Source organism: Candidatus Eremiobacteraceae bacterium (assembly GCA_035295225.1).
GTDB lineage: Bacteria > Vulcanimicrobiota > Vulcanimicrobiia > Eremiobacterales > Eremiobacteraceae > JABCYQ01.
Window position 1 is genome coordinate 250,338 of record DATGJI010000052.1, and the last position, 21,697, is coordinate 272,034.

12 protein-coding genes are annotated in these 21,697 nt (G+C 62.4%); 2 read left to right on the top strand and 10 right to left on the bottom strand.

Annotation, left to right across the window (positions count from 1 at the left end; translation table 11 throughout):
- The first annotated feature begins 43 nt into the window (after window positions 1-43).
- A complete protein-coding gene (locus tag VKT51_09505) occupies window positions 44-1,198 on the top strand; it encodes an acyl-CoA dehydrogenase family protein (protein ID HLJ84393.1) in 1,155 nt (384 codons plus the stop codon).
- 105 nt (window positions 1,199-1,303) lie between these two features.
- On the opposite strand, the gene metH is transcribed toward VKT51_09505, so the two are convergent.
- From metH to ftsE, 7 genes are all read right to left on the bottom strand, one after another.
- Window positions 1,304-4,807, bottom strand: a complete 3,504-nt coding sequence (gene metH / locus VKT51_09510) for a methionine synthase (GenBank protein HLJ84394.1) — start codon at window positions 4,805-4,807, stop codon at window positions 1,304-1,306.
- Window positions 4,794-6,773: an AMP-binding protein gene (locus tag VKT51_09515; protein HLJ84395.1), complete on the bottom strand. Its 1,980-nt coding sequence runs from the start codon at window positions 6,771-6,773 to the stop codon at window positions 4,794-4,796. Before VKT51_09515 ends, metH begins: the two co-directional genes overlap by 14 nt.
- 175 nt (window positions 6,774-6,948) lie before the next feature.
- Window positions 6,949-8,310: a S41 family peptidase gene (locus VKT51_09520; GenBank protein HLJ84396.1), complete on the bottom strand. Its 1,362-nt coding sequence runs from the start codon at window positions 8,308-8,310 to the stop codon at window positions 6,949-6,951.
- Between the two features lie 20 nt (window positions 8,311-8,330).
- Window positions 8,331-9,800: a S41 family peptidase gene (locus VKT51_09525; GenBank protein HLJ84397.1), complete on the bottom strand. Its 1,470-nt coding sequence runs from the start codon at window positions 9,798-9,800 to the stop codon at window positions 8,331-8,333.
- Between the two features lie 173 nt (window positions 9,801-9,973).
- Window positions 9,974-11,173 (bottom strand): peptidoglycan DD-metalloendopeptidase family protein, encoded by a 1,200-nt coding sequence (locus VKT51_09530; GenBank protein ID HLJ84398.1) that lies wholly within the window; start codon window positions 11,171-11,173, stop codon window positions 9,974-9,976.
- Between the two features lie 161 nt (window positions 11,174-11,334).
- The gene (ftsX, locus tag VKT51_09535; protein ID HLJ84399.1) at window positions 11,335-12,204 is read right to left on the bottom strand and encodes a permease-like cell division protein FtsX; all 870 of its coding nucleotides are present in this window, start codon (window positions 12,202-12,204) and stop codon (window positions 11,335-11,337) included.
- A 1-nt stretch (window position 12,205) separates the two neighbouring features.
- Complete coding sequence (ftsE, locus tag VKT51_09540) at window positions 12,206-12,895, bottom strand: cell division ATP-binding protein FtsE (protein HLJ84400.1); 690 nt, start codon at window positions 12,893-12,895, stop codon at window positions 12,206-12,208.
- A gap of 56 nt (window positions 12,896-12,951) precedes the next feature.
- Between ftsE and VKT51_09545 the strand changes: the two genes are divergently transcribed.
- Entirely contained in the window at window positions 12,952-14,100 is a 1,149-nt protein-coding gene (locus VKT51_09545) for an acyl-CoA dehydrogenase family protein (protein ID HLJ84401.1), read from the top strand.
- A gap of 116 nt (window positions 14,101-14,216) precedes the next feature.
- Here VKT51_09545 and VKT51_09550 read toward each other — a convergent pair whose 3' ends face one another.
- From VKT51_09550 to VKT51_09560, 3 genes are all read right to left on the bottom strand, one after another.
- Window positions 14,217-15,317 carry a hypothetical protein gene (locus VKT51_09550; protein HLJ84402.1) on the bottom strand — a complete coding sequence of 367 codons (1,101 nt, stop codon included), beginning with the start codon at window positions 15,315-15,317 and terminating at the stop codon, window positions 14,217-14,219.
- A 230-nt stretch (window positions 15,318-15,547) separates the two neighbouring features.
- On the bottom strand, window positions 15,548-18,733 hold the full coding sequence (locus VKT51_09555) for a TonB-dependent receptor (protein HLJ84403.1): 3,186 nt from the start codon (window positions 18,731-18,733) through the stop codon (window positions 15,548-15,550).
- A gap of 203 nt (window positions 18,734-18,936) precedes the next feature.
- On the bottom strand, window positions 18,937-21,697 hold a 2,761-nt coding region (locus VKT51_09560), incomplete at its 5' end, for a TonB-dependent receptor (GenBank protein ID HLJ84404.1).

Here is a 21,697-nt window from a genome sequence, read left to right on the forward strand (position 1 = left end):
ACCCATGGGCGTTGTTCTTTAGACGTTGAGGAGAAACGCCGACATGCTGGCACCGGAACGGAACGCCGAGTCGCTCGAGATGGAGCGCATGATATTGGATACGGTCCGGCGCATCACGGCCGAAAAAGTTGCACCGCGCGCCGCCGAGATCGACGCGACCGGGAACTATCCTAAAGATATTCGCGACATATTCGCCGAGAACGAACTCTTCAGCGTGCCCTTCCCCGAGGAATATGGCGGGCTCGGTTCCTTTGCGACGTACGTCAAAGTCGTCGAAGAAGTGAGCAAGGCGTGCGCGTCGTCGGGTCTCATCATCGCGGTTCAAGAGCTCGGCGGACTGCCGATCATGATCGCGGGCAATGAGGCACAGAAGAAAGAGTACCTGCCGAAACTCTCCAGCGGCGAGCTGATGGCCTCGTACGCGCTCACCGAAGCATCGTCGGGATCGGACGCCGCCAACATGCGCACGACGGCGGTCCGCGACGGCGATCGCTATGTGCTCAACGGCACCAAAGTCTTCATCACCAATGTCGCCGTGGCCGACATCTGCATCGTGTTCGCCTCCACGAACAAAGAACTCGGTCCGAAGGGCGTCTCGGCCTTCATTTGCCACACCGACGACCCGGGCTTCAAGTTGGGCAAGGTCGAGCACAAGATGGGCATTCGCGGGTCACCGACCAACGAAGTCGTGCTGGAAAACTGCACGATTCCCGCCAACCGTCTGTTAGGCGCCGAAGGTGAGGGCTTCCGCATCGCGATGAAGACGCTGGACAAATCGCGTCCGGGCGTTGCCGCGCAAGCGCTCGGCATTGCGCAAGGCGCGCTCGACTTCGCCGCAAAGTATCTGCAGGAGCGCGTCGCGTTCGGCAAGCCGTTGTCGAAGCAGCAAGGCCTGCAGTGGATGATCGCGGACATGGATCTTGAGGTGCAGGCCGCGCGCTTGCTGTTGTATGAAGCGGCTCGCCGTTGCGACTTGGCCACCGATGACGTCACGTATTGGGGCGCGCTCTGCAAATTGAAATGCGGCGACGTCGCGATGAGCGTCACGACCGATGCGGTGCAGCTCGTGGGCGGCTACGGCTACATGACCGAGTATCCGGTGGAACGCATGATGCGCGACGCGAAGATCACGCAGATCTATGAGGGCACGCAGCAGATCCAGCGCATTGTGATCGGCCGCCACATTCTCGGCCGCTGACCCTGAAGGGGCCGACTTCACGTCGGCCCCTTTTCTTATGTCGTCGTCCCCGTCGTCGGCTGAGCGAATAAACACGGCGGCGGACCTTAAAGGTCCGCCCTACATCTAAGGCAGCGATGCGGTGAGCACGCTCTCGCCGGCGCCGAGCGCGGAGAAGTACGTGGCTTCTGGGTGGTGCACGACGAGCGCCACGGTGGATTGCTCGGGCACGAGCTGGAACGCCTCGGTGATCGTCATCCCGATCGTATCGCACGGCATGATCGCGAAGAACTTCCGGTGCTCTTCGATATCCGGACAGGCCGGATAGCCCCACGAATACCGCTTGCCCTGACCGGCAGCGATACCCAGTTCCCGGCGGATATGGCGATGCACGAGTTCCGCCAGACCTTCTGCCGCTTCGACGGCGAGGCCGTGCACGTATAACGCTTCGGCGTATTCGCCCGCCGCTTGCAACCGCGTGTAGCGCGCGGTCGCTTCGGCGCCGACGGTGACGGCCTGCAGCGCCACCACGTCGCGGCGCTCCTCGTCCACGCTGGCGAAATAGTCCGAGATGCAAAGGCGCGGCATCGCGGGCTGACGCGGAAACGAAAAGCGCGCGAGTTCGATCGCCGGATCATTCGGCTGGAACAGGATCAGGTCATCGCCGTCGGAGGCGGCCGGGAAAAAACCAAAGATCGCCCGCGGCGCGAGCCAGCCGGTCTCGATCGCTTCCGACTTCATGCGTTCGAAACGCGGCCGGAACTCCTCATGCAGCAGCGCACGCCACGCATCGCCCTTCGCGCTCTTCGCGCCCCATTGCAAGCGGTAGAGCGAGCGGACGTCGAGCGTGCGGAACACATCGGGAACGCGGATGTCGCGCAGCTCGCGCGCACCCCAAAATGGCGGCTTCGGGATCGGCGCATCTTTCGCGACAGCTGAACGCGCCGGCATATCGACAGCCGCAGGAACCGTCCGCGCCGCGCGCCGGGCGACGGCATCGCGCGCTTCGATCTCCACGCGCGTGCGCAAGCCTTCGCGCCGCGACGGATCTTGCAGCGTGTCCATCAGGGCAAGGCCTTCGAACGCGTCTTTCGCATAGAAGACGCCGGGCTGAAAATACGTCTCCGGGTCCACGAAGCCGATGCGCTGCACGTACGCACGGTTGATGGCGGCGCCGCCGACGATGACCGGAAACGCATGACCCTCGCGATGCAATTCCTGCAGGCAGAGCGGCATCTGCTTCGACGTGGAGACCAAGAGCGCCGAAAGGCCGATCGCGTCTGCCTTGACCTCCACGGCTTTCTCGATGATCGCGTGCAGCGGCACTTGTTTGCCGAGATCGTGCACCGTATAGCCGTTGTTCGAAAGGATGGTATGCACGAGATTCTTGCCGATGTCGTGCACGTCGCCGAAGACCGTCGCCAGCACCACGATGCCTTTGGTGTAACTGTCGTTTTTCTCAAGGAACTGCTCGAGGTAGGAGACCGCCTTCTTCATGACCTCGGCCGACTGCAGCACGAACGGCAGGATGAGCTCGCCCGCGCCGAATCGATCGCCGACATCCTTCATCGCGCCCAGGAGACAACCGTTGAGCAGATCGACCGCCGACTGATCGCGCAGTGCCTCATCGAGGAGCGCTTCGATGCCCTCCTTCTTGCGGTGCAGGATGCGGCGATGGATGCGTTCGGTCACCGGGAGATCTGCGTCGTCGGGCTCCGCCTGTCCGTCGGTCGCCGTGGCGGCGCTCACGCCTTCGTATCGCGTGATGACGCGCTGCAGCGCGTCCGGCCGCCGGTTGAAGATCAAGTCCTCTGCGAGCTCGCGTTCATCGCCCATGATGAGCGCGTACGGCGTGATGTCCTTCGGATTCACGATCGCGAGATCGAGACCGGCCGCCACGCAATGATAGAGAAAGACGCTGTTGATCACAGCGCGTGCGGCGGGGTTCAAACCGAACGAGATATTGGAGACGCCCAAGACCGTCAGCACGCCGGGCAGCGCCGTCTTGACCGCGCGGATACCCTCGATCGTGTTGGCGCCGGCATCGAGATATTCGGGCTGGCCGGTGGCGAGCGTGAACGTCAGCACGTCGAAGATGAGGCGGCCGCGCGGCAGGCCGTACTCGCCGCAGCAGATCGCCTCGATCATCTGCGCCACCTCCGCCTTTGCGGCGGGCGTCTTGGCCATGCCGATCGATTTCTCAATAGTGAGCGCCACGACGGCGGCTCCGTGTTCGAGCGCGAGCGGTAAGATTTCGTCGATGCGCGATCGCCCGTTTTCGAGGTTGATGGAATTGATGATCGCGCGCCCCGGATTGGTTTCAAGCGCGCGGCGCACGACTTTGGCCTCGGTGCTGTCGATCATGAGCGGCGCTTCGACCGAGAGCTCGAGACGTTTGACGATCTCGGCCATGGTCGAGTCTTCACCTTCGCGCTCGGTCAGCGCCATGCAGACGTCGAGCGCGTGGGCTCCGCCGCTCACCTGCTCGCGCGCCACTTCCACGAGCGCATCGTAGTCGTCGGCAAGAACCAGCCGCTTGACCTTGCGGCTCCCCTGCGCATTCAGCCGCTCGCCCACGATGAGCGGTCGAGGCTCTTGCGCGAGCTGGAGCGCGGTCATCGCGCTCGCGACTTCCTGATCCGGCTTCGGCTTGGGGGTTCGCGGCGTCTTGCCTTTTGCGGCGATGGCGAGCAGCCGTATGTGTTCCGGCCCGGAACCGCAGCAACCGCCGATGATATTGACGCCGAAATCGGTGACGAATGATTCCAGATGGTCGCGCATGCCCTCAGGCTCGAGCGGATAGATCGCCAGGCCGCCTTCGTTGCGCGGAATGCCGGCGTTCGGTATGCACGAGACGTACTTGGATGAGTGCTGCGCGAGATAGCGCATGGCATCGCGCATGTACTCCGGTCCGGTGCTGCAGTTCAAACCGGCGACGTCGCACGGCAACGCCTCGAGAATCGCGCAGACTGCAGCGATATCGGTGCCGAGCAGCATGCGGCCCTGCGTGTCGAGCGAGACCGAGGCGAGGACCGCGGCCCGCTCGCCGCCCGTCGCATCGGCGTGCGCTTGCGCCGCCCGCGCGCAGGCGGTGATGGCCGCGCGCGTCTCCAGGATATCTTGCTGCGTCTCGACCAGCAGCCCGTCCACGCCGCCCTCAAGCAGCGCATCGGCTTGTTCGCGATAGATCTCGAACAAATCGGCATATGAAAGGCGTGAGAGGGCCGGATCGTTTGCGGAGGGCAGCATGCCGGTCGGGCCGAGCGAGCCCACGACGAAACGCGGCCGCGATGGATCGCGCTTCGTGTATTCATCGGCCGCCTCGCGTGCCAAGCGGGCGGACGCGACGTTGTGCTCGCGCGTTTGATCGCCGAGGCCGTATTCGTCCAACTTCAGACGCGACGCCTGAAACGTGTTCGTCTCGAGCGCGTCGGCGCCGGCCTCGAGAAAAGCGCGATGCAGCGCGCCGATCACATCGGGCTTGGTGAGGCTCAGATGGTCGTTGCACCCCTCTTTGCCGCCGAAGTCCGCGGCCGAAAGGTTCATCGCTTGCAGCGTGGCGCCCATCGAGCCGTCGAACACGACGACGCGCCGCGTGAGAGCGTCGAGGAGCGGGTTACGAGGCGGCATCGATCGCCTCGAGTGACGCCGGATTTTCGAGCGCCGAGAGATCGCCAAGGGCGTCGCTCTTCAGATAGCGGGCGCGCGCCACCCGGCGCATCATCTTGCCGTTTCGCGTGTGCGGGAGATCGTTCACGAAGCGGACGGTCTTTGGCGCGAGCGCTTTGCCCAGACTATGCGCGCATGCGCCGACCAGCGCGACGCGCAATGCCTCGTCAGCCTTCGTTCCGGGGCGCAACACGACAAGGCACACGACGACTTCGCCTTTGACGGAATCCGGCACGGCCAGCGCAGCCGCTTCCTTGACCGCCGGGTGCGCGACGAGCGCGCTCTCGTACTCAGCCGGTCCGACGCGTTTTCCGGCCACATTGATCGTATCGTCCGAGCGTCCGTGGATGAACCAGTAGCCGCTCTCGTCGACGCTGCACCAATCGCCGTGCAGCCAGACGCCGGGAATGCGCGACCAGTACGTCTGCAGATAGCGCTGATCGTCGTGCCAGAACGACTGCGTCATGCCGGGCCACGGCTGGCGTATGCACAATTCACCGACGTGCCCGCGCAGCGAAACGCCGCTCTCGTCCACGACATCTGCGTCCATGCCGGGCACCGGCCCGTGAAACGCGCACGGCACGAGCGGCTGCGTTGGAAAGCAGCCCAAGATGCCGCCGCTGATCTCCGTGCCGCCGGAGTAGTTGATGATCGGACAGCGATCCGCGCCGACGTGGTGCGAGAACCAGCGATACGGTTCGGGGTTCCAGGCTTCGCCGCTTGATCCGAGGATGCGCAGACTGGAGAGATCGTGTTTGTGCGGATGTTCGTCGCCGTGGGCCATCAGCGCGCGGATCGCCGTCGGCGCGATGCCGAGGTGCGTGATGCGGTGCCTCGCGACGACGCTCCAAAGGCGGTCGGGGCTCGGATAGTCAGGCGTACCGTCGAACAATACGATCGTCGCGCCCAGCCCAAGCGCGCCGAGCACGAGAAACGGCCCCATCATCCAGCCCATGTCGGTGAACCAGAGCATGCGGTCGCGCGGTTTGACATCGAAGCAGAGGTATTGGTCGATCTGCACTTTGACCGGAAAACCGGCGTGTCCGTGCACAGCGCCTTTCGGTTTTCCGGTCGAGCCTGACGTGTAGAGCAAAAGATACGGATCATCCGCTGCGGTGCGCTCGGCTTCGATGAAGTTCGGTTGGCCGTCGACGATCGAGGTCCAATCGTGGATCGCAAAGGACGTCGAGCGCCTGGGCCGACTGGCGTCGGCCCCTGCAGCTTCCGACCCAAAGGCCACCACGAATTCGATCGTCGGAACCGCGCTCGCCGCTTCGATCGCGGTATCGAGCATCGGCACGGATTTTCCGCGGCGCGACCCAGAGCGCACGGTCAGCAACGCTTTTGCTTCGGCGTCAGCGAGCCTCGCGACGAGTGCCGGGGCAGCATAGCCGGAGAACGCCGGCACCGCGATTGCGCCGATCCGGCCGATCGCCAACAACGCGATTGCGGTCTCGGGCACGAGCGGCATGTAGATCCCGACTCGATTGCCGGGCACGATGCCAAGCGATTTCAGCGCTCCGCCGAGCCGGCATACAGCGGCGAGCAACTCGTCAAAGGTCATGCTCCTTAGAGCGCCGTCTTCGCCTTCCCAGACGAGCGCCTCGTCTGCGCCGCGGCCGGCGAGCACGTGCTTGTCCAGACAGTTATACGATGCGTTATAGCGTCCGCCCGTGAACCACTTCGCGAACGGCATGCCGCGAGACAGGTCGAGTGTCGTGCTATAGCGCTCGAACCACGCGAGGCCGATGTGGTTCAGGAGCCGATCGTAAAAGTCGGCGATATCGGCTCGAGCAAGCGCGCGCAAACCGTCAACGCCGTCGACGCCGAGCGCGCGGGCAGCGGCCGTCACGTTTGCGTTCGCGATGTTTTCGGGAGTCGGTGACCAGACCACGTCTTCGCCCCGCGGCGCGATTCCAATAGTCATCTGTTCCATTGTTCGGCGACAGGGCAAGCGATGCTTGCCCCCTACGACTTGGGCGATTCCCTAGAAGGGGCCGACGCTAGTCGGCCCAACGTTATGAATTGCAAGCGGGCCGACTGACGTCGGCCCCTTCGGATGGTAGACGAAATGGATGGTGGACGACGTTTTGCGCGAGACGTCAGTTCGTCGGAGGTGCCGGGGGAGCGCCGAGACGCGACTGGATGATGCTCACCGCGCGGCGCAGCTGGCCGTCGGTATTGAGCTGCCCGACGCTCGCCGGATCGACATCCGGCACGACGATGTCCGGATCGATGCCGACGGCGTTCAGATCGCGGCCGTCCGGGGTGAGATATCGCGCGGTCGTGATCTTGATCGCGCTGCCGTCGGGCAGGGGATAAACCGTCTGCACGACGCCTTTTCCATAGGTGCGGCTGCCGACGATAACGCCGGCCTTGCTATCCTGAATCGCGCCCGACGTTATCTCCGACGCGCTCGCCGTGTTGCCGTTGACGAGCACCGCAAGCGGCCGCGGCGTGATGGCCGTGTCGTCTGCGTCGAATGTCGTGAGCGGCTTTGAGCGGCTATCGATCGAGACGATCGGGCCGTCGGGAATGAACTTCGACGAGACGTCGATCGCTGCGTTGAGGTAACCGCCGCCGTTGTTGCGCAGATCCAAGATATACGCGACCGCTCCGGCTTTGTCGAGCCGCGCTAGCGCCTCGTCGGTCTCCAAGCCGGTGCTCGATCCGAAGACGAGCACCTGGAGATAGCCGATATTCCCGGGCAGCATGCGCGCGAGCACGCTTGGCGTACGCACCGCGCTGCGATGCAGTGTGAACGATATCGGCGACGCTGTGCCGGGCCGCTGCATGACGAGGGTGACGGAACTGCCGATCGGGCCGCGCAGCAATTTGCTGGCTTGGAGAATGCTCAAACCGGTGGAGTCGTGACCGCCGATCGTCAGCATCACGTCGCCGGCCTGGACGCCGGCCTTCGAGGCCGCGCCGCCGTCGATCGTCTGCTGCACCATGATCTTCTTCGTCGCGGGATCGATGCCGATGACGATGCCCACGCCGGCGTAGTCGGAGCCGTCGAGGACGGTGTTGAAATTCTTGTATTCCTTGGGATCCAAGAACACGGTCCATTTGTCGTGCAGCGACATCATCATGCCTTGGATCGCGGCATATGCGAGCTCGCGCTCGCCGACCGAACGGGCGAACTCTTTCGTGGCGAGATCGAGTTCGCGGCCCAGCGAAGCGCTGTCCGCTTCGGCGCTCGCGCCGCTATGCACGGACGGCAGATTCGAAGCGTTGCCGCCGTGCTCTTTGATCGCTTGCCGCATGCCGGCGACCGCGCCGTCGAGAAGCACCTGGTCGGCGGTCTGCCGATAGAACTCTGTCGTCGCGCGCGCAAACGAATACGTGAGCATATCGCGGTCGACGCTTTCGGTGGCGACCGCCGGCTGCGAAGCAGCGAAAGGCTGCAGCGCGAGCACAAGACCGAGGACGAAAGCGGCGCGTGCGCCCCTGCGAGACCACATGATGGCGGGATTCCTTTCGATCACTTGGTCCCGACGCTGCCGACCAACGCGATCTGCTTCTTGATGAATTGCACGGCGGCGTCGAACTGCACATCCTTGCCCGGATAGCCGACGAGCTGCGGGCTCATGGGCACGACGATGTTCGGTTCGATGCCCTTCTTATTGATGTCTCGGCCAAGCGGGGTGACATACCGCGCGGTCGTGATCTTGAACTCGCTCGAGTCGGAGAACGGATACAGCGTCTGCACGACACCTTTGCCGTAGGTGCGCACGCCGATGAGCGTGCCGACCTTCGTATCCTGAAGTGCTCCCGCAGTGATCTCTGATGCGCTCGCCGAGTACTGATTCACGAGGACCGCAAGCGGGTGTGGCGCCATCGCGTCTTGTTGAGCGCTCTCGGATTCCACATGACCGTCGCGGTCGATCGTGGAGACGATAGGCCCGTCGGGTATGAACTTCGACGCGATCTGCACGGCAGCGTACAGAAGCCCGCCGCCGTTGTTGCGCAAGTCGAGGATGTATGCTTTTGCGCCGCGCTTGTCGAGCACGTCGAGCGCGTGCGAGATCTCATCGGCCGACGTCTCACCGAAGATGAAGAGCTGGACGTAGCCGATATTGCCGTCCACCATCCGATACGAAACGGATGGCACGTGGATCTGCTCGCGCATCACCGCAAACGTCTTCTGCGCTTTCGAATTGCCGACGACGCGGGAGATGACGAGGTGAACCGTCGAGCCTTCGACGCCGCGGATGTACCCCATAACGGAGTCGATCGGCACGTTCTTCGTCTGATGGCCGTCCACCGAGACGATGATGTCGCCGGGCAGCAGACCGGCTTTTGCCGCCGGCGTGTCTTGGATGGGACCGATCACGAGCGTCTGTTTCGATTTGGCGTCTTGCTCGATGTAGACGCCTATGCCGCCGAAATCGCCGCCCTGGATCGTCTCGTTGAAATGTTGCGTATCTTTCTGCGACATGTAGACCGTATACGGATCGCCGAGCGAGCCGAGCATGCCGGAGATGGCCGCGTACACGACATCGTCGCCGCCGTTCATCACCGGATACTTGTCGTACGCGGCGGTGAAGATCTGGTTTGCAAGATCCTCATCCTTCGAGACGTCGTTCGGTTCCGAGACCGATGCTTGCGGCAGCACCGCCGCGACTTTTTTGGTCTTCAGCAGCGCGGCGAGGGAGTCGCGCTCGCCTTTCAGGAGATCAGCGTCTTCAACGGGCTTGTAATACTCGGCGTGCAGCTTCTCAAAGGCTCGGTCGAGCATGTCGACGCCGCCCGATCTGGTATCGCCGCCGGTCGCGTCCGTGACTGACGCGTTTGAATACTGATTTCCGCCATCGGAGAGGGCTAAGGCGGGTCGCCCGCTCTGGAAGAGGCCTCCACCGTTGCGCTCGGCGGCGGCGACGGTGAACCCGATGCCGGCGGCTGCGGCGAAAAGGATGGCGGCGAGAGCGGCGATGCGGAATTTAAGCGGCACGAGCGGTGTTGGTCCTTTCGGCGATCTGATCGGGGGCAGGCTGCTTGATTTTGCGGCGTGGCCGTCTAGCTTGTACCCGGACGGCTCTCTTCTCCAACCGCCTGCTAAAGCCCTAATAGCATTGTCGTCAACTTTACGTCAAATCCGGCGCGTTCGTCGCGGGACTGCAGACCTTAGAGCTTGGTGAGAGGGTCAAAAGGCACGCCGTTCTTACGTATCTCAAAATGAAGATGCGGGCCGGTCGCATAGCCCGTGGCGCCCACGGCCCCGATCACTTGACCGCGCTGCACGTTCTGATCCACCGAGACGTACATGGCTGAGCAGTGCGCGTAGAGCGTGGAATATCCGTCGCCGTTATCAATAGTGATGAGATTGCCGTAGCCCCCGTACCAACCTGCATATATGATGCGTCCGTCGGCGGCGGCACGGATCGGCGTTCCGTAGTCCACGCCGATATCGACGCCGGAGTGCAGGGCGTACCGGCCGGTGTACGGATCGGTGCGATAGCCGAACGGCGATGTGATCGGACCACGCACGGGCCAGATGAACGTCACTGGACCGCCGATCGGCGATTCCGGCGGCGGCGGGAGGCCGGCGGCGATCGCAGCGGCGCGGCGCGCGGCAGCTGCCGCGCGCCGCGCCGCCAGCGTGGCCAGATAATCCTCGCGTTGCTTCTCGACGATGAGCGCCTGGAGTCGCGCTTCTTCTGCCGCGCTCAACCCTTCGAGTTCGACGACCTGTTGAGCGATCACGTTGCGCTGCGCTCGCGCTGCTCCGAGCAATTGTTGCCGTTCCGCGGCCAAGCCGGCGAGTTGCGCTTCCTTGTTCGCTTGCGTTTGTTCGGCTGCGGCGAGCTGCGCGTTGGCCTGTTCGAGGCCTTGGACGAGTCCTTCGTAGCGCGCTTGCTCCGTGTTGATGCCGGCGATGAGCTGCGAATCGGACTTGAGTATCGCGCGTACGAAATCCCAGCGCTCCACGAAGTCGGCGAATGATGTCGCCTCGAGCAGCACATCGAGGTATGACACGGGGCCGTATTCGTAGACGTCGACCAATCGTTGGTCGAGCGCCGTGCGATGACGGTTGAGACTCGCGCGCGTGGCAGCGAGCTGCGTGCGGCGGATATCCAAGCGCAGTTTGATCTGTCTGATCTGGCGGTCGAGCTGGTCGATCGTGGCGTTGACCATGCTGATGCCGTTGTTCGTGTCGGCCAGCTCTTGCGCGATGGTGATGACCTTGAAGCGCGCGCCGTGCAGCTGGACCCGCTTTGTGTGCAGCTGCGCTTGCGTCGCATGGATCGCGGCTTGGTTCTGCTTGATCTTCTCGGTGATGGGCACCGGCGTCGGTGCGGCGGCCATCACGGTTACTGCCAGCATCGCGATTGCTGCAACGTGCCGAAACGCCCCGACTTTTTTGAGGGGGCCGACTTTCTTGAAGGGGCCGACTTCTTTGAAGGGGCCGACGCCAGTCGGCCCACGTCTCGCATCGTTGGGCCGACTCACGTCGGCCCCTTCAGATCGGATTCGTCGCCTGCTCATCAGCTGGCGCGCAGGTACCGGCTGACGGAGAGCATGCTTGCGAGCATCCCGACCACCGCTCCCGTCGCTAGCAGTTCGATCGCGATCATGCCGACCGGCACGACGGTGAAGTTAAACGGCAAGAACGGCAGATCGATCGCTATCTTCGGGGCAAAAGCGCGAAACGCAGCGTCGAGAAGTCCGATACCGATGAGCGCACCGGTGAGCCCTGTCAAGATGCCCTCGAAGACGAACGGCCAACGAACCGTCCATCGCGTCGCCCCCACGAGCTGCATGATGCGAATCTCGCGGCTGCGCGCGAACACCGTCAAGCGAATCGTGTTGTAGATGAGCAATGCCGTCGCCACGAGCAGCAGCGCGACGATGCCGAATCCGACCGCACCCAGCACCGACTCGATGCGCAGCAGCTTTTCCGTGACCTCGCTGCGGTACGTTACGTTTGCGACGGTGGGCAGTCTGCGCAGCCGCGTGGCGATCGACGCGGCGTCCGCCGGGTCGATGGGATGCACCATGATCGCGTCGGGCAGCGGGTTGGTGTTGATCACATCGAGGTTCATCTGGCCGCGCAGCTGCTTGCGCAGCGCATCGATCGCCGTCTTCTTCGATATGAACGTCACCGAATCGACGCGCGGATCGGATTTCATCACGCGCATCGTGCCGTCGACGGCGGACTGGGGTGATTTGTCCTTGAGATAGGCTGCGATCGTGACCTGCCCGACGACCTGCTTCATGAATAATTCGAACGAGTCGTGGAAGAAAAGAATCGTGCCGAGCAGCACCACCGAAACGGCGACCGTGCCGATCGCCGTGAGAGCCATAGTGAGATTGCGCGTGAAGTTCTGGGCCACTTCGGCCCAGAAAAACCGCACTTTACCCCAATCCAATATGGTAGTGTCCTCGTTCTTGATCGTGCGCGATGCGGCCGTTCGAAAGCCGGACCACGCGCTTGCGCATGCGGTCCACGACCGCTTGATTGTGGGTCGCGATCACGACGGTCGTGCCCTTCGCGTTGATACGCGCGAGCAACGCCATGATCTCGTTGGACGTCTCCGGGTCGAGATTACCCGTGGGTTCATCGCAGAGCAGGATCAGCGGATTGTTCACGAGCGAGCGCGCGATCGCGTTGCGCTGCTGCTCGCCGCCGCTCAATTCGTATGGGAACATCTTGGCCTTATGGGCGATGCCGACGAGTTCGAGCATGCGCGGCACCCGGCGCACCACGTCTCGCGAGCTCGCGCCCGTCACCTGCAGCGCGTATGCCACATTCTCCCAGACCGTCTTTTGCTGGAGCAACTTGAAGTCTTGGAAGACCACCCCGACTTTTCGGCGTAGGAACGGGATCTGCGCCGGCGAGAGGTCGAGAAGACGGACGCCGTCGACCTCCACGCTGCCGGAGGTGGGATCGATCTCGCGGTTGATGCATTTGAGGAGGCTCGACTTGCCCTGGCCGGAGCCTCCGACCAAGAACAAGAATTCACCGCGACCGATCTCAAGGTCCACATTGGACAGGGCGTGCACGCCGTTTGGATAGACGAGGCCCACGTCCCTGAAGACGATCATCGAAGAGTGAGTTCGCCGCCAGGCGGGACTGCCCTATCCCGGAGAATACCGGGCCGATGAATTTTGACCTCACGACCGAGCAGTTGGATGTGCAGAAGTTGTGCCGCGAGTTCGCCGACGGCGAGATCGCTCCGCACGCGGAAAGTTGGGACGCGAGCGCCACGTTTCCGCTCGACGTCGTCAAGAAGATGGGGGCGCTCGGTCTGCTCGGGCTGCCTTTTCCGGAAAAATATGGCGGCGCCGGCGCGGATACGGTGTCATACGCGCTCGCAGTCATGGAAATCGGCCGCGCCGACGCTTCCGTCGGCATCACGATGGCGGCCCACGTCTCGCTCGGCGCATCGCCCTTTCTGCTCTTCGGCACGGAAGAACAGAAGGAACGCTGGCTCACTCCACTCGCGCGCGGCGAAAAGCTGTGGGCATTTGGCCTGACGGAACCGCAAGCCGGTTCGGACGCCGGCGCCACGAAGACCACGGCCGAGCTCTCCAGTTCAGGCTGGACGATCAACGGCACGAAGTGTTTTATCACAAACGCCGGCACCCCGATTTCCGGCGGCGTCACCATCACTGCGGTGACGGGCAAAGGCGCCGACGGCAAGCCCGAGATATCGAACATCATCGTGCCGCAGGACGCACCCGGTTACACGCAAGCGAAGCCCTATAAGAAGATGGGCTGGCGCGCTTCCGATACGCGCGAACTTTCCTTTCAGAACTCGACCGTGCCGGCTGAGAATCTGCTCGGTCCCCGCGGGCGGGGATTCAAACAGTTCCTGGATATCCTCGACGGCGGGCGTATCAGCGTCGGCGCACTTTCCGTCGGCTTAGCGCAAGCGTGCTTCGACGCTGCATCGAAGTATGCGAAAGAACGCCAACAGTTCGGCAAGCCGATCTCGAAATTTCAGGCGATCAGTTTCCAACTCGTCGACATGGCGGTGGAGATCGAGCTCGCGCGCACTGCCGTCTTGAAAGCCGCCTGGCTCAAGGATCAAGGGCGCGATTTCGCGACCGCCGCGGCGATGTCGAAGTTGTATTCGGGTGAAGTGTCGCGCCGCTGCGCCAACGCTGCGGTGCAGATCCACGGCGGCTACGGCTTCATGGACGAGTATCCCGTTTCGCGCTACTTCCGCGACTGCAAGATCAACGAGATCGGCGAAGGCACGAACGAAGTGCAGCGCATGGTGATCGGCCGCCTCTTAGGTTTTTGATGGAGGGCGAGCCTTTACGGCCCGCCGGCGGACCATTAAGGTCCGCCCTACATTTTGGACAAGAAAAGTGGGCCGACTAACGTCGGCCCCTTCAGAATAGAGTCAACTTTCCGCCGCTAGTGCGTCTCGTCGATCGCGATGCCGAATCCGCTCAAGCTGGAGACGAACGAGTCGACAAAGCCTTTTCTGCCGGCCCAACTGTGCTGAGAGCCGGCGAGCGTCGTGGCATTCGGAAAGCTGAGGATCTGCCCTTCGCCTTGCGGATTGCCAGGATCGTAGACGAACAAGATATTGCGGATGTCGTCGTACGCGATCCCCTTGGGAAGCGAAAAACCCGTGACGAGTTGGATATGACCGGCGGCTCCATTGGTCGTGCTGGCGCTTGAGATAACGCTGAGCTGACCGTGTTGGTCGGCAACAAGGAAGAGAATATCCTGTGACGAGTTGTAGGCCATGCCATCGGTCTGCACGAGGCCGGTGATCTCGTTGTTGGCGGTGAGATTGATGTTTGAGTGGCTACTCACAGCTGCCGCGGCCTGCGCGCCGAAGTTGTCAAACACAGCCACGACCGTGCCGAAATCGCTGACGAAGAGCAGATCGCGCGCCTTGTCGTAGTACAACTCTTGCGGACGCGGCGGCCCGGGATACTGGATGCCCGCATCTGTGATCGTCAACGTCGCCGAAGCAGCCGGCGCTGTATTGCCGCCGGTTCCGAGCGTGCTCGCGTTTTGATAGATCTCGACGGCGGCGGAGTTGTTCACAGGAACGTAGAGAAAATCGTGGTTATCGTCGTAAGCGGCGGCGCCGTTGATATTGGCGAGCGTCACGGTGGACGTCGGAGGGGCATCGGTCGGCAATGCATTCGCGCCGGCGTAAACGTTGATCGGACCCGAAGTGCCGGGGCACGGCTTGCCTGCACAGAACGGCATCCATGCCACGTTCTTGTCCGGCGAGTACACGACGTCATTGACGCTGACGGTCACCGCAGAGAGCGTTGTGCTCACCTGAACGAAGCCGTTCGACCCCGACGCATTCTTATAGACGCGAATGGTCTTCGATGTCACGTCCTGTACGTAGAGCGTATCCGGAAAAGGCGACGGACTGACGGATGCGATGGGCGTGGGCGTTGGCGTGCTGCTCTTGCTGCACGCGCCTACGGCGAAAGCTGCGACCACTGAAAACGCGAAAAGCAGAGCGATACCCGAGCGTGGGGTCATCTAATGCACGGTCTCCTACGGCTGTCTATGAGCGGGGCAAGAAAAAAGGCGCTCGAGCGTCGCCGGCGCCGCACCCCTGCGCTGGTCTACGTTGCGCCTGTTTTTGCACTACGGGCGGCGGGGACCTGCCCGAGACGGCCACCCACCAGCGCGGGATCGTAACAAACGGCGCGTAAAAAGAAGTAGGGCAAGCGTTGCTTGCCCTACGACTATCGTGGACTCGGGCGAAGTTACATCTTCGTCGAGTATTGCACGAGGATCTGGTGGTACGGCGAGACTGCGGTCGGGACGTACGGGTAGTACGACTCGCCGATGTAACCGGGGCTGATGCCGGCGTTGAGCGTGTAGAACGGGTTGCTGCCGTAACCGATCACCTGATCTTTGGTCGGATACTCCCACGGATAGCCGTGGTTGCTGACCGAGGTGAAGAGGTTCGTGAACAGCACGCCGACTTTCGACTTGCTCGAGAGGTCGTGTGAGATGCCCATGTTCATGGTCACCCACGACGGACCGGTCAGCGAACCGAAGGCATCGAACGTGTGCGTGTACGGATCCGGATTGCCGCCGAAGTCAAGCGGATCGCCATACGGATTGCCCGACTGGTAGTTGAAGGATGGTGAGAAGTCCCAACCGTTCATGCGTTCGTCGAGGTTGAGGTTCCACACCCACTTCACGTCGTACGAGCTGCTCGCGGGCGGCGCTTGCGTGAACGACGGCGCATAATACGCATTCGGATCTTCCATCGCGTAGTGCGTGCCGTTGTTGGTATTGTAGAGGGCGATCTGCTTATTGATCAGGTCGATGATCGACACGCCGTTGGCCGCCGGACCGAAGCGGATCTTGGAATCCGTGTAGGTGCCGGCAAGCGTCGCGGTCAGACCGTTCTCGCTCGTGCGGTTCTTCTGCAGCAAGAACTCGGATCCACTGATCTTCGCGTTGCCGAAGTTGTAACCGGTGACGAACGACGGCTGCGTCGGGTTGACGGGCAGGTTCAGCACCTGGCCGCGCGTCACGCGCGCGTACGGTGTGACCTTGAACGACAAGCCGCCGCTGAAGTCGTGTTCGTAGGAGATGTCGTAGTTGGTGCTGTCCTCAGGCTGCACGTTGTGCACCGCGAGGAAGCCTAGACCGCCATAGAAGCGGTTCAGCACGGCGACCGTGTCGCCGGGTCCCCACTGCGGGCCCGCTCGGTATTCTTCGAACGCCGAGTTCGGCGGTTGGACGTAGCGTCCGACCGACGCGCGGAAGACGTTCGACGGATCCGCGGCATACGTCACGCCGAAGCGCGGGCTGAACTCGTTGTACACGAGCGAGCCGCTTACGTTCTGCCAGTTCGCTTGACCCGGCGAGATATTCTTGGGCGGATTCGCGACTGAATCGGCCGCGTAGGTCGTCAAGAATCCGTTGCACGGCTCGGACGGGGCATATGCATAACCGTAGAGGCAGATGCCATCCTGGTTCTGAGCCATTTCGGCCAGTCCGTTCGCGCCGGTGATCTGTAGGGGCATAAGGCCGAACTTGAATTGATCGTAGCGCAGGCCGAGGTCGAAGTTGAGCTTGTCGCTCGGTTTGAACGTGTCGGCCAGAACCGCGTCCGTGGTGATCGGTGTCGTGCTGGACCAGTACGCATACGGCGCGTTGATCTGTGCGACGTTATCGCCCGGCGTAGCGCATGGCGCCAACGATGTGAAGACCGCAAGGTTTCCGCACGTGGCGTAGGCGCCGCCGGCGTTCACGCCGAGGCCTGTGTTGCGCGAGACCAACCAGTTGGCGTAATTGTAGCGTAGCGTCAGGTCCTTGGAGTAGTCGGCGTCGAACTTGATGAGGTTCTGCCGGTTGAGCTGATTCTGGTAGTTGAGCGAAAGACCGGTGGCGTTATCGTGCAGCTGGTAGAACGTGCCGCCGTTCAAGCCTTCCGTCGGCTCGTCGAGGTTCCACGCTGAGAACAGCGAGTACGCGAACAGTCTGACGAACGACGTGTCGGTCAGCGAACGCGTGTAGCCGAGTTTCTCGATGTTGTAGACCGTGCTCTGGCTATCGAAGAACCCTGCCGGAATGGCCCCCTTCGAATTGCCTGCCGTCGGCCACGTGTACGTGCCGAGCTTCGTCGGGTCATACGGCGTGTTCAGCCCACCGGTATACGGATTGCCGATAGGCCATAGAAGGCGTCCGGACACCGGGTCGACACCGCCGCCCGTCTCGTATCCGTAGAAATTCGGGTCGAGATTGGCGCCGGAGTACGGGAACGGACCGCCGGTCGCGCCCATGACTGCAAGGGCCTGCACATCGTCCGACAGACCGTTGTGGGTCAGCGTCCAGTGCAAGTTCGCCGTCGTGTCGCGCGACTGGTTGTACGGCAGCGGGTTGTTGGTGAAGAACGAGGCGCCCATCGGTACGTTGAGCGTATGGCCAACCGCGCAATTCAGCGCGCCGCCGAAGTTGCCGGTGACGTACGCGCAGCCCGGATCGTTTGCCGGAATGCTGAACTGATGGTTGTCCTGGTTGCCGCGATCGCCATAGAGATACGCTTGGTCGTTCGACAGCGTGGAGATGTAGTAGCTGAAACGGTTGTCCGGCGTGCCGCCGAACATCGCGATGTGCAGCGCGTGTGCGAACGCTTGTCCGCCGAACGAGCCGTCGAATTCTGCGCCGCCCGGATAGCGGCCGCGCTGAATCGTGCCGTTGATGAAGCCCGACATCGCGCGGCCTGAATCGGCCGGTGCGCCGCCGGTGTACACTTCGATGCTCGCCAGACCATTGGTGGCAAGCGCGGTGCTGTTATAGAAGTCGAAGCCGCGGTTGAGCGGAATGCCTTCCAGCTCAAAGCCGACCTGGTCGTACGCGCCGCCGCGCAGGCTCAATGTGCCCTGGCCGTTATACGTTCCGCCCGAACCCACCGCACGCACGACGCCCGGCAGCGAGCCGACGACGCCATTCTGGCTGTACAGTGATTCGGCACCGCCGGCAGAGCCTTGGTAGCCGCTCATCTTTGTCGCGCTGACGGCATACAAGTCGCCGGTGACGGTCTTCGAGACCACGCCGGCTTGCGCCGTCGCGGTGACGTGACCGAGCACTGCAGCGGTCGGATGGATCTTCACATCGCCGTTCGTGTTCTGGTCGGCTGTGACGGTGAGACCGTACAGCGTGCTGACATCGAATCCGGTCTTGGAAGCTGTGATGCTATACGTGTCGGGCGAAAGGTTGAGAACCGAGTAGAAACCTTTCGAATCCGTGGTCACGCTAGCGCTTTGTGACGGCGATGTCGCCGTGATCTTGACGCCCGCTACTGGGGCGCCTGTCTGGTCCGTTACCGTACCGCTGATGGAACCCGTGGTGCCGGCCAGAACCCATGTTCCCTGGACCAGCATGACGACGAGCGCCAGAAAAGCGATTCGGAGTAGGCCCTTGATACCCATAGGGTTTCCTCCCGAGGCGAGTTGCAATAAACGTCGGCCGGCAATGCGCAAGCCGAAAACTATTCTTATAAGTCGGGGGACTTGGGACCTTTGACCTTAACGAGGTTTTCACGTAAGGCTGGTCGTCCCGCTGCATGCGAAAAGCGGGTCCCGGCCGCGAAGGCCGGGACCCGCTTTTCCCTGTTCTACGAGGTCTTAGGCGATCAGAGTTTGATCTTCACACCCAAGAACGCATTGAACGGTTGGATCGTCGGGTTCTCCTGATACGGGTACTGGACCATCGGTTGGAAGGTCGAACCCGGGTTGTAGACGTTCGAGCCGTACGGGAGCGGCGCGCCGTAGCCCGGCAGGGTATAGCCGCACACGTTGTGGTTCGCGAAGCGAGTCCACGGCTCCGATGTTCCGCCGGTGCACGTATTGACGATGTTCGCCAAGTTGAGCGTCAGCGCAACTCGCGGGCTCACGTCATACGAGACCTGCATGTGCATCAGGAGCTGGTTCGGAGCTCTGAACGCGCCCAGGCTGTCGAAGTTGCCGGTGAACGGATCCGGCGTGGGAACTAAGCCGGTGCACGATAGTGCATCGAACGGAGTGCCCGTGCCGCCGTACTTGTAGCGCGGATCGCCTGCGACGGTGCCGGCTAGGTTGGCCGTGCAAGTCGAAGGATCAACGCCGGTGCCAGTGAGCGGATCGCCATAGTAGCCGCCTTCGAAGTATTGGAACTGCGGCGAGATGGCGAGCTTATTGGCTTTGAAGTTCAACACGAGCGTCGCCGCCAGTGGTGTTTCGTAGGAGCCCGAAGCGGCTTCGACCACACCCGGGATGGTGCTGAACGGCAAGTAGGCGCCGTTCAGGTCGAGCAGCGGCCGCGCCGGCGCATTGTAGTACGGGTTGGCGATGCCGTTCGGCTCGGTCGGAATCGCGGTACCGACGCCGCCGGCTACTCCGCAAAGCGAGTTCGGGTTCGTCGATGGTCCGACGCCCGCGCAGGCCTTCGTGAAGTCGTTGTACTGTTGGATCGCCTGGTTGTCGGTGCTGAGCACGCTGCCGCCGTTCTGCAGCGCGCTGTACTTGATCAAGCTGCGCGTGAACGTGACGGAGAGCAGTCCGGACAACCCGTTGTGGTTGAAGTCGCCCTTCGTCAGTTCGAACTCGACGCCGTCTGAGGTCTGGCTACCGGCGTTGAGTCCCGAGACGAAGCCCGTCTTCTGATCCAAGAAGAAGTTCTGGATCTGGTCTTTCGTCTGGCGCAGGAACGGTGTGAGCTTGAAGCTCACGTCGCCGCTCTGATGCTCCAACGAAAGATCGTAGTTATTCGACGTCGGCGGACGGATCTGGTGCGTCGTGGTCGTGAACCCGAACTTCCAGAAGTTGTTGCCGTCGTACGACGCGAGATCTTGCTGCAGCAGGTTGTACTGCTCGTAGGCGGTGTTCGGCGCCTGCGTGTATCTGCCGTAGCTGAAGCGGATCACGTTGTCGGGGTTGATCGTGTACGTGCCGCCGATACGCGGCTGGAACACGTTATACGTGACCGTGTCGTTGGGCAGGTTCGTGAGATGCACCGCAACCGTTCCCGCTGGGCACGGCTGGTTTGCTCCGGTGTCGTTCGCCGGGTTGTAGGCAGGGGTGCTGCCTGCGGTGGGCGACACGCAGAAGCTGTTGTTATACGAGTTGAACCAGAAGTTGCGCGCGGATCCGCCCGTGTCCGAGAGCTTGTAACGGAAGCTGTCGAAACGAACGCCGTAGTTGAACAGCAGTTGTCCCGTCGGCTTCCATTGATCCGTGATCGAACCGGAAAGGAACGTCGGATCGGCTTGGTTGCCGCCGCCGCGACGTCCGTTTTCGGCCACGAACCACTCGCACGATCCCGTGCCGCAGCTCGCCGGCAGAGTCAGGGTCGCGGGGGTGATGTTGCCCAGCGTCACCTTGTCTGCATTCGCGCTGTAGCAGCTCACGGCAAGTCCGGCCGCTGTGTAGCACACGCCGCTCGTCGGAGCGCTCGAGTTGACAGCCCACAGGAACGGCCGATTGCCGCCGTTGACCATGGTGGTGTCGTTCGCGCGGTAATCGTGCGCATACGTATCGCCGACTTCCACGTTGATCAGGTTCTTGTCGTTGATCTGGCTCGCATACGACGCGCTGACGCCGTTGGTGGTCGTCTGCACGTAATAGTTGAGCGGGCAATACCCGACGAAGTTGGTCCACGCCGTGTTCGGGCAAGTCTGCGGCCATTCCGAGTAGTTCGTATAGCCATAGATGCGGAAATACGATGAGGTACCGATGTTCTTCTGGTATTGCAGCTTGATGATCGAGTTCGGGTTCTCCGTGCCGTCGCGATGGTTGGGGTCGATCGCGGCCAACGCACCGCCGAAATACGGCGACGGCTTCGTGCTATCCGGATTGTAGGGGAAGTAGTAGGGGTTGACCATCGCGGAGAGCTGAGCGGCAGTGACGCCCGCGCCGAGCGCTACGCCGACTTTGCCCAGATACTGCGCGCCGATGCCGGGTCCGCTCAAATAGCCGAACACCGGGGCGCCATTCAGATTCTGCAGTAGACCCGGAGTTGTTACGCCCCAGTCCGATGCGGAGCCGTAGTAGTTGTTGTGCAGATATGAGTTGTCGTACAGCAGCTGGATGTCGTCCTTGCCGGCGTCGTTGCGGTGCGGCAGGCCGAAATGCAGGTTGACGATGTTCTCGCTATCCCACACGTCTGAAACGTTGACGCTGTCCACGGGCGCCGCGAGCGCATAGCCGCCAGGGCCGTTGCCGTTCGGGTAGCAGCTGGCGAAGTTCTCGTCCGTGGCATTGCCCGGGCATGGCAGACGCGCCGCGGGTGTTCCCCACTGCTGCGTGATACCGGCGCCGTTGCTCTCGTCGAAGTAGCGGAACGATTGATGATACGTGCCGACACCGACGAAGTAGGTGAAGTTGCGATCCGGCGTGGCGCCGCCGACTTCAAGAGAC

Bases quoted from the DNA above. Each gene is read 5' to 3' on its own strand.
- VKT51_09505 (HLJ84393.1), top strand. From the start codon at position 44: ATGCTGGCACCGGAACGGAACGCCGAGTCGCTCGAGATGGAGCGCATG.
- metH (HLJ84394.1), bottom strand. From the start codon at position 4,807: ATGCCGCCTCGTAACCCGCTCCTCGACGCTCTCACGCGGCGCGTCGTC.
- VKT51_09515 (HLJ84395.1), bottom strand. From the start codon at position 6,773: ATGACTATTGGAATCGCGCCGCGGGGCGAAGACGTGGTCTGGTCACCG.
- VKT51_09520 (HLJ84396.1), bottom strand. From the start codon at position 8,310: ATGTGGTCTCGCAGGGGCGCACGCGCCGCTTTCGTCCTCGGTCTTGTG.
- VKT51_09530 (HLJ84398.1), bottom strand. From the start codon at position 11,173: ATGCTGGCAGTAACCGTGATGGCCGCCGCACCGACGCCGGTGCCCATC.
- ftsE (HLJ84400.1), bottom strand. From the start codon at position 12,895: ATGATCGTCTTCAGGGACGTGGGCCTCGTCTATCCAAACGGCGTGCAC.
- VKT51_09545 (HLJ84401.1), top strand. From the start codon at position 12,952: ATGAATTTTGACCTCACGACCGAGCAGTTGGATGTGCAGAAGTTGTGC.
- VKT51_09550 (HLJ84402.1), bottom strand. From the start codon at position 15,317: ATGACCCCACGCTCGGGTATCGCTCTGCTTTTCGCGTTTTCAGTGGTC.
- VKT51_09555 (HLJ84403.1), bottom strand. From the start codon at position 18,733: ATGGGTATCAAGGGCCTACTCCGAATCGCTTTTCTGGCGCTCGTCGTC.